This is a genomic window from Gynurincola endophyticus (assembly GCF_003991195.1).
Taxonomy (GTDB): domain Bacteria; phylum Bacteroidota; class Bacteroidia; order Chitinophagales; family Chitinophagaceae; genus Gynurincola; species Gynurincola endophyticus.
Map to the genome: position 1 here is coordinate 603,620 of NZ_RCWL01000002.1, position 6,843 is coordinate 610,462.

The window sequence follows — 6,843 nt, forward strand, 5'->3', positions numbered from 1 at the left end:
TCATATACTCTCCTGTATTAAATACAACAGATGTTCATAAGGATGCCCCGTACTTTCTGACATGGCTATTTCGCAGGTTTTTGTAGAAGAATAATACCCTTCGTAATTACATGAGTTTACTTCTTCTGCTTCTTTAGTTGTGGCAGAAGCTGTCAGTTCCGGAAATAAGAATCCACGATCACCAGCCATTCCACAACAATTCAAATGCTTAGGAACTACCACTTCTTCAGCAAAGTGCCGGGCTACTTTCACCATACTTCCGGTTAAACCCATTTTTTGGATAGAACAAACCGGATGCAACACCACCAGATTTTTCTTTTTACTTACCGGTAGAGAAGCTAACAGATACTTTTCTACAAACTGTATTACATCGTATATTTTTAATTGATCATACTTCAATTGATATTCTGCTGACAACTTACTGCGCATATTCTTTACAGTATACACACAAGAGCTTACATCAATCACTACCGGAATATTCCCCTCCTCACTTACCTTCCACAACCTGTCAATAAAATCATGCGCCATTTGTTGATAAGCATCATTAAACCCTTTCGAACTAAAAATCTGTCCGCAGCAGGATCCCATTATATTTTCACCGTACTTTATCTGATAGCCGGCTTTTGCTGCAACCTTTTCAACCGTTTGTATTAAAGAAGGTTTGTTATTGACACCTCCACCCATTGTTCTTGAAATACAGGCAGGAAAGTAAACAAATACTTTTTCGCCTGTATATTTTTTTTCAACCGGTACCGGAGGTGGTGCTGACATGTATTCATTCCACTGAGGAAACTGAGGTATCAATTTTCTGATTCCTTTTGTAACATTCATCACTGCTTTTTTTCCCAGTAATACTTCAAATGCCTTTGCTGTTTTTAAAGCCGCTCTTACTATCCACTCCGTCATTTTAAAATTACCCGCAATAAACGAAGCCGTTTTCTTGCTGAATATACCATGCTGTTCACTTCTTAAACGTTTTACCAGGTCGCCGGTGTTTATATTAACCGGACAATTAGTAGCACACATACCATCTACTGCACAGGTATCAAGTCCGTCATATTGATATTGATCCAGCAACAACCGGTGTTCTTTCGAGCGAGCCGGCATTTTAGCCAGGGCTCTTCTTACAACAATTCTTCTGCGGGGCGTTAGTGTAAGGTCTTTTGAAGGACAAACAGGTTCGCAATAACCGCATTCTATGCAGGTATCCACCTCGTGTTCAACGGTCGGAAGAGATTTAAGATTTTTCAAATGTGCTTTAGCATCACTATTAATGATAACGCCGGGGTTCAGTAAGTTCAACGGATCTGTTACCGCTTTTATGGTTTTCATGATCTCGTAGGCTTTACCGCCCCACTCTGCCTCTACAAACGGAGCCATATTTCTACCGGTTCCGTGCTCGGCTTTAATTGTTCCGTCGTATTTTTTCACAATGAGTTGCACCACCTCATTCATAAAAGCTTCATATCTTGAAATTTCTCCGGTAGTATTAAAAGACTGGGTTACTACAAAGTGTATATTACCATCCTTAGCGTGTCCGAAAATGATGGCATTGTGGTATTCATATTTGTCAAATAGTACCTGTAAATCGATTATAGCATCACCCAACAGGTGAACAGGAAATGCAATATCTTCTAATACGACGGTAGTGCCGCTTTTACGAACTGCTCCTACAGCAGGAAAAAGCCCTTTTCTCACTTCCCACAATAATGCCCGTTCTCCGGCGTCAGTAGTAAATACGGGAGCGTTTAATAGTTTTAGTGAATCTGACTGACTTAAAAAACTATTGACGCGGCTTGTTAATGCACTTTCAGTTTCTTCCTGAAATTCAATTAGCAATGCGCTGGCTGCAGCTGGTAATGTTTTAATCACCGGCAACATTCCCTGTTTATTTTCGATAGAGCGTAAAGAAGCTCTGTCCATCAGCTCAACCATTTTAGCATCGCTGTTATTGAGTGGAACGATGGCGTTACAGGCGTCATAAATATTTTCGAAAAAAAGTAATGCAGTTGCTTTATAGGCGGGTTCGGGAATGGTCGTCATGGTAGCTTCCGCTATAAAAGCGAGTGTACCTTCCGCTCCTACCAATAAATGAGCGAAAATATCCATAGGGTGCTCAAAATCAATAAAAGCGTTGAGTGAATAGCCGACGGTATTTTTAGTCTGGTATTTTTTTCGTATCTTATTATAGAGAATGGAGTCGTTTGTGATTTCTCTTCTCAGATTGCTTAACGTTTCGGTAAGCACTTTCTCCTCCTTTTCAAATCTGCTATAATCAGTAGCTGTTGCTGTGTTAAATGTATTTCCTGAAGGTAGAATAAACCTGATTGACTGTGTAGTATGATAACTGTTAAATGTTACGCCACAACACATCCCTGAACTATTGTTCGAGATAATACCTCCGATCATAGCGGCTGCAATAGAACTGGGGTCGGGTCCGATTTTTTTCTGATAACCGGCTAAATAAGCGTTCACCATGCCGCCGGTAATTCCGGGCTGAACAGTAACGGCGCTTCCATTGGGATGGATATAAATTTTATTCCAATACCGGCTCAGATCTACTAATATACCATCTGTAATCGATTGTCCGGAAAGACTGGTTCCGCCTGTTCTGAAAACAACAGGCAGTTTCAATTGACGGGCAACTTCAAAAAGCCGGATGATTTCCAACTCACTTTTCGGTTGTACTACAGCTTTAGGAACCAGATGATAAAAGCCGGCATCCGATGCATAAGCAATCAGGTCAATGAATCTGGTTTTTATCTGATTCGCAGGAAGAATTTGCAGCAGCGCTTGTTCTATCGTCATAACACTGATTATTTCAAGTAATTCGCTACTGCAAAAATCTATTTATTTTTTCAGATATACTGTAATTATTCTTTCCAATTATCTGTTCTGAACGAAGAAGCCGGAAGATTTGCTGTATTAAAGAGAATAGCTGCGGGGTTGTTCGCCCAGGCATATCTTACCGCACGCGGTTGCGGCACTTCAGCAGCACGAACCAGCAAAGTATTACCATCGATGGTAACGTCATTCGTCCAATAAAACTTCTTATCCTCACCTGCTATGATAAAAGACGGTCTATCATTCTTTTTTAACTGCAATGCTGCGGCAGAAGGTTTAAAGTGGATACGAATGGCATTTCCTTCGATTGTACAGTAATCGTAAATGGGTCCTGAATAAACAATATTCTTTTGATACTGTTTTGCCAAAGCCCATTTTGCCAGTCGCTCCCCTACGGTTTGTTTATCTTTCGGATGAATGTCATCAGCCTCTCCAACATCTAATATTACAGCCAGGCCTGTATTGGTAAGTTTTAAAGCCTGTAATTGAGCTTCACGTATTTTCGCCCATCCGCCTTCATCAGGCAGATCAGTGGTTTCCATATAATTTGCCAGCTGAACGATATAAAACGGCAGGTCACCCTGTTCGAAATGATTTCTCCAGTCTTGAATCATCCTGTTCAACACTGTTGTATAAGCATATTCCTGGTAAGCATTCGATTCTCCCTGATACCATATAAATCCATTGATAGAATATTGCTGTAAGGGATAGATCATTGCATTATACAACACAGTTGGTTGTGTATACCAGTTTTGCCACTGGGCTACTTCCGGTTCTACTTTGTCGTTATACAACCAGGTAGCAGGCAAAGTCATTTTAACCAGATTTTTTTCATCCAGCAACTGCACGCCCGGTGTTTTAGATTTACCGATTTTATGTTGCGACCATTCGTTGTAGATGCGAATAGCTAATAGGTGTTTTCCTTTTTTGATCGACTTAGCGGGCAAAGTAATTGTAACGCTATCCCACAGATCACGTTGCTGTGCTACATGCTGACCATCCAGATAAAAATCAACAATCTGTGCCTGCATTCTTGGAAAGGATAATTTCAGGGTTTTCGCAGAAACCGTTGAATGGAGTTCAAAAGTGTTTCTGAACCACATAAATCCGAAATGCGCATGATTGTATATTTTACCGGCATCCACCGGATAATCCATTTTTGTCCATTGAGAATCGTCGTACTGCAGATGCTGTACGCCTGACTTAACGCCTACCGTTGCCGTATCACGTATCTGAGCCCTTTCGCGCTCTTTTTTATAGCTTTCCTGCAAGTACTTCTCCCAATCAGCTCTATTGTCAGGAATCGCCTTTAATTCGTTTATAAAGTGATTGTTTTCCAGAAGTGTTTTGCGTGAGGTCCAGGCTTCTGCATTGGTTGCACCCCATGAACCATGAATAATTCCTACTGGTATTTTTAATTCGTTTGCCAGGTAGTTGGCAAAGTGGAATGCCACTGCAGAAAAAGGTGTAATTGATTCAGGTGTGGTAAGCTGCCATTGTCCGCCTTCCAATTCCTGAACCGGTTCAGTGGAAGTCAGTTTTGGTACCTGAAATAAACGAATAAGTGGATTTTTAATAGTGGTATTATGTTCCGGATCCTTAGAATCTTTAACACTCCATTCCATATTCGACTGACCGGAAGCCACCCATACTTCACCGATCATCACACTGTCTATCTGTAGCGTATTTTTATTATCCTTAATGATCAATGTATGCGGCCCTCCGGCAGTTGCCGGATCAAGAAAGGTTTTCCATTCGCCTTCATTATTGGCAGTAATGGTATAAGTTTTATTCAGAAAACTGATTTGAACAGGTGTAGCAGGTGATGAATGTCCCCATATGGCAATAGGTTTTTTCTGTTGCAAAACCATATGTTTCGAGAAGAGAGGGCTGATTTTAACTTGAGCGGTGATGTATAAAGTATGTGAAAGCAGTAATATTAGTATTGATATTATTTTCATAAAGCAATAAAGTAGAGGTGTTTATCAATAAAAAACAGTTATCTATTTTTATTACTGTAAGATAGTATAAAAAAAATGTAATCGTATCTATTGAATAGAATATAGCTAAAATGATATTATATCAGGTTAAAAAAACACATCCTGCTAACTATTGTGTAACATAAGAAAGTTTTATATCATGAATCATACTCATGTGATTACTTACAACTTCTTTACGATAAAAGCCTGAAATCAGCCAGCCTGTCTCATGAAAAATCCACTCACGCTTAATTACTCCATTCAGGTTAGACATCAATTTACTTAACTGGGCTCTTTCTTTGAGAGTATAATTAGAATTATTTAATTCTTCATCATAAGCTTTTTTCAGATATGATTGAAATATTTTCTCTTCAGACACAATTGAATAAAAATGTGTAGTATCCATTTTACTCACCCAAAACCGGTCAAATCCTTTTAATATATTTTTAGTTGGCTGAATATCATACATATCACATACTATTGTATCGTTAGCAGTATACATGTATCCAAAATATCTATGATACTCCATAATATCTTCAAACATTGTATTCCGTACAGAGTTGGTATTGCTATAATTATCACCATTTTTTAAAAAATCAACGCTCGTATTTCCATTTATACGTTGAGTTGCTTGCATTAATATCATCTGCTTTAAATTCAGATCCATTACATCTGCATCAACGAAAACCCCCAATGAATCCATATAATAATTTAAAGTATATAAAGGCTCATAATAATACTCCAAAGAATCATTCTTTAAAGAGTCCATTACCAGAAAATAGCTCCATTCTACCTCATAACTACTATCGGTTTGCCCTAAAAAAACAACTCTTATAAGGTATGATTCAGATCTATTGGCTATAGTATCTTTACCCATTATTTGCCAGAAGTTTAATTCTTTGCTGTAATAAACAGTATCATTTAAACTCCATGCCGGCACTACATTTATCATAGAATCCGGAACGCTAATTTGCGCTGACACCTTCTCTTTCAGAAAGCTACCGAGCAGTACTAAAAATATTATTTTTAGTTTCATATATCAGTTCTTAATTCAGTTACAATAGTATTTTTTATTTTAAAGTTCCCATTCTCTAAAACATTTTCAATTCGAAAACTTTCAAGCAAGCCATTTGGATAATATATATACTTACCTGAAATAAAATCCTTTACCTGCATTGCATATTTGTAATCACGTTTTCTATCTTTTGCCGATAATAAATTATTTGTTCTTTTTCTAACAGGAACCTTCATATTCTTTTTATAGCTGGTTTGAAAAAGAATACTACCATCTTGCTGTATATACGCTTCAAAGTCATGATCATAATTATAGAAAGCAATAAGCCAAGGAGTAAATCCCAAAGAAATTTTGCTTGATTTTTTATTTAGAATATATTCAGTACCATAAAAATTGTGTACAATAAACAATTCATTTGATAATATTCCTGTTTTATACCATTCTGTAAGTTTTATGGGTTGGTCTATTAAACTTCCATTACTCTGCAGTTGTTTCATGAATACATAGGGTCTATATTTTTCAAATTTCAACATTATACTATCTAATGGTTCTATGTAACTCAGAAAACTTCCTTTAAGATTTGTAACATACGGTAGTGTATACAGGTAATCGATGGGTGTAGAGTCACCTGATTCATATTTTATCTTATTCAAAACGAATAAATCCCATGCAAAATAGTTAAGTGTGTCCTCCTGATGAAATAAGGTCAGCCTTACATAGAAGGTTTGTTCGTCCAACAACAGAGTATCGTTATGGGTATCTATGAGTTCATTTTTCTTGTATATAATATATTGTACCTGATCATTTTCTTTCCAGGGAAAAGGAAGAGTGATGGTAGAGTCTGTTTCATTTAATTGCCCCAACAAATGGTTAGATATAGGTAGTAAGAAAAAAAATGCTATAATACGCTTCATACTGTAACAGCTTTATAACTAAACTCAATTTAGGAAGTTTTATTATTAAGTAAAACAATTCTTCATTAAGAGTGTGTGGGACTTCCTTCAT

The 6,843-nt window shown here is 37.5% G+C and carries 4 protein-coding genes; all 4 read right to left on the reverse strand.

Annotated features, from left to right (window positions below):
• A complete protein-coding gene (locus tag D9O48_RS06585; RefSeq protein WP_126971843.1) occupies nucleotides 1–2,808 on the reverse strand; it encodes an FAD-binding and (Fe-S)-binding domain-containing protein in 2,808 nt (935 codons plus the stop codon).
• A 65-nt stretch (nucleotides 2,809–2,873) separates the two neighbouring features.
• Nucleotides 2,874–4,709 (reverse strand): sialate O-acetylesterase, encoded by a 1,836-nt coding sequence (locus tag D9O48_RS06590; RefSeq protein WP_158624836.1) that lies wholly within the window; start codon nucleotides 4,707–4,709, stop codon nucleotides 2,874–2,876.
• Between the two features lie 244 nt (nucleotides 4,710–4,953).
• Nucleotides 4,954–5,859, reverse strand: a complete 906-nt coding sequence (locus D9O48_RS06595; RefSeq protein WP_126971847.1) for a hypothetical protein — start codon at nucleotides 5,857–5,859, stop codon at nucleotides 4,954–4,956.
• Nucleotides 5,856–6,752 (reverse strand): hypothetical protein, encoded by an 897-nt coding sequence (locus D9O48_RS06600; protein WP_126971850.1) that lies wholly within the window; start codon nucleotides 6,750–6,752, stop codon nucleotides 5,856–5,858. The genes D9O48_RS06595 and D9O48_RS06600 overlap by 4 nt, the downstream gene beginning before the upstream one ends.
• Nucleotides 6,753–6,843: the final 91 nt, after the last annotated feature.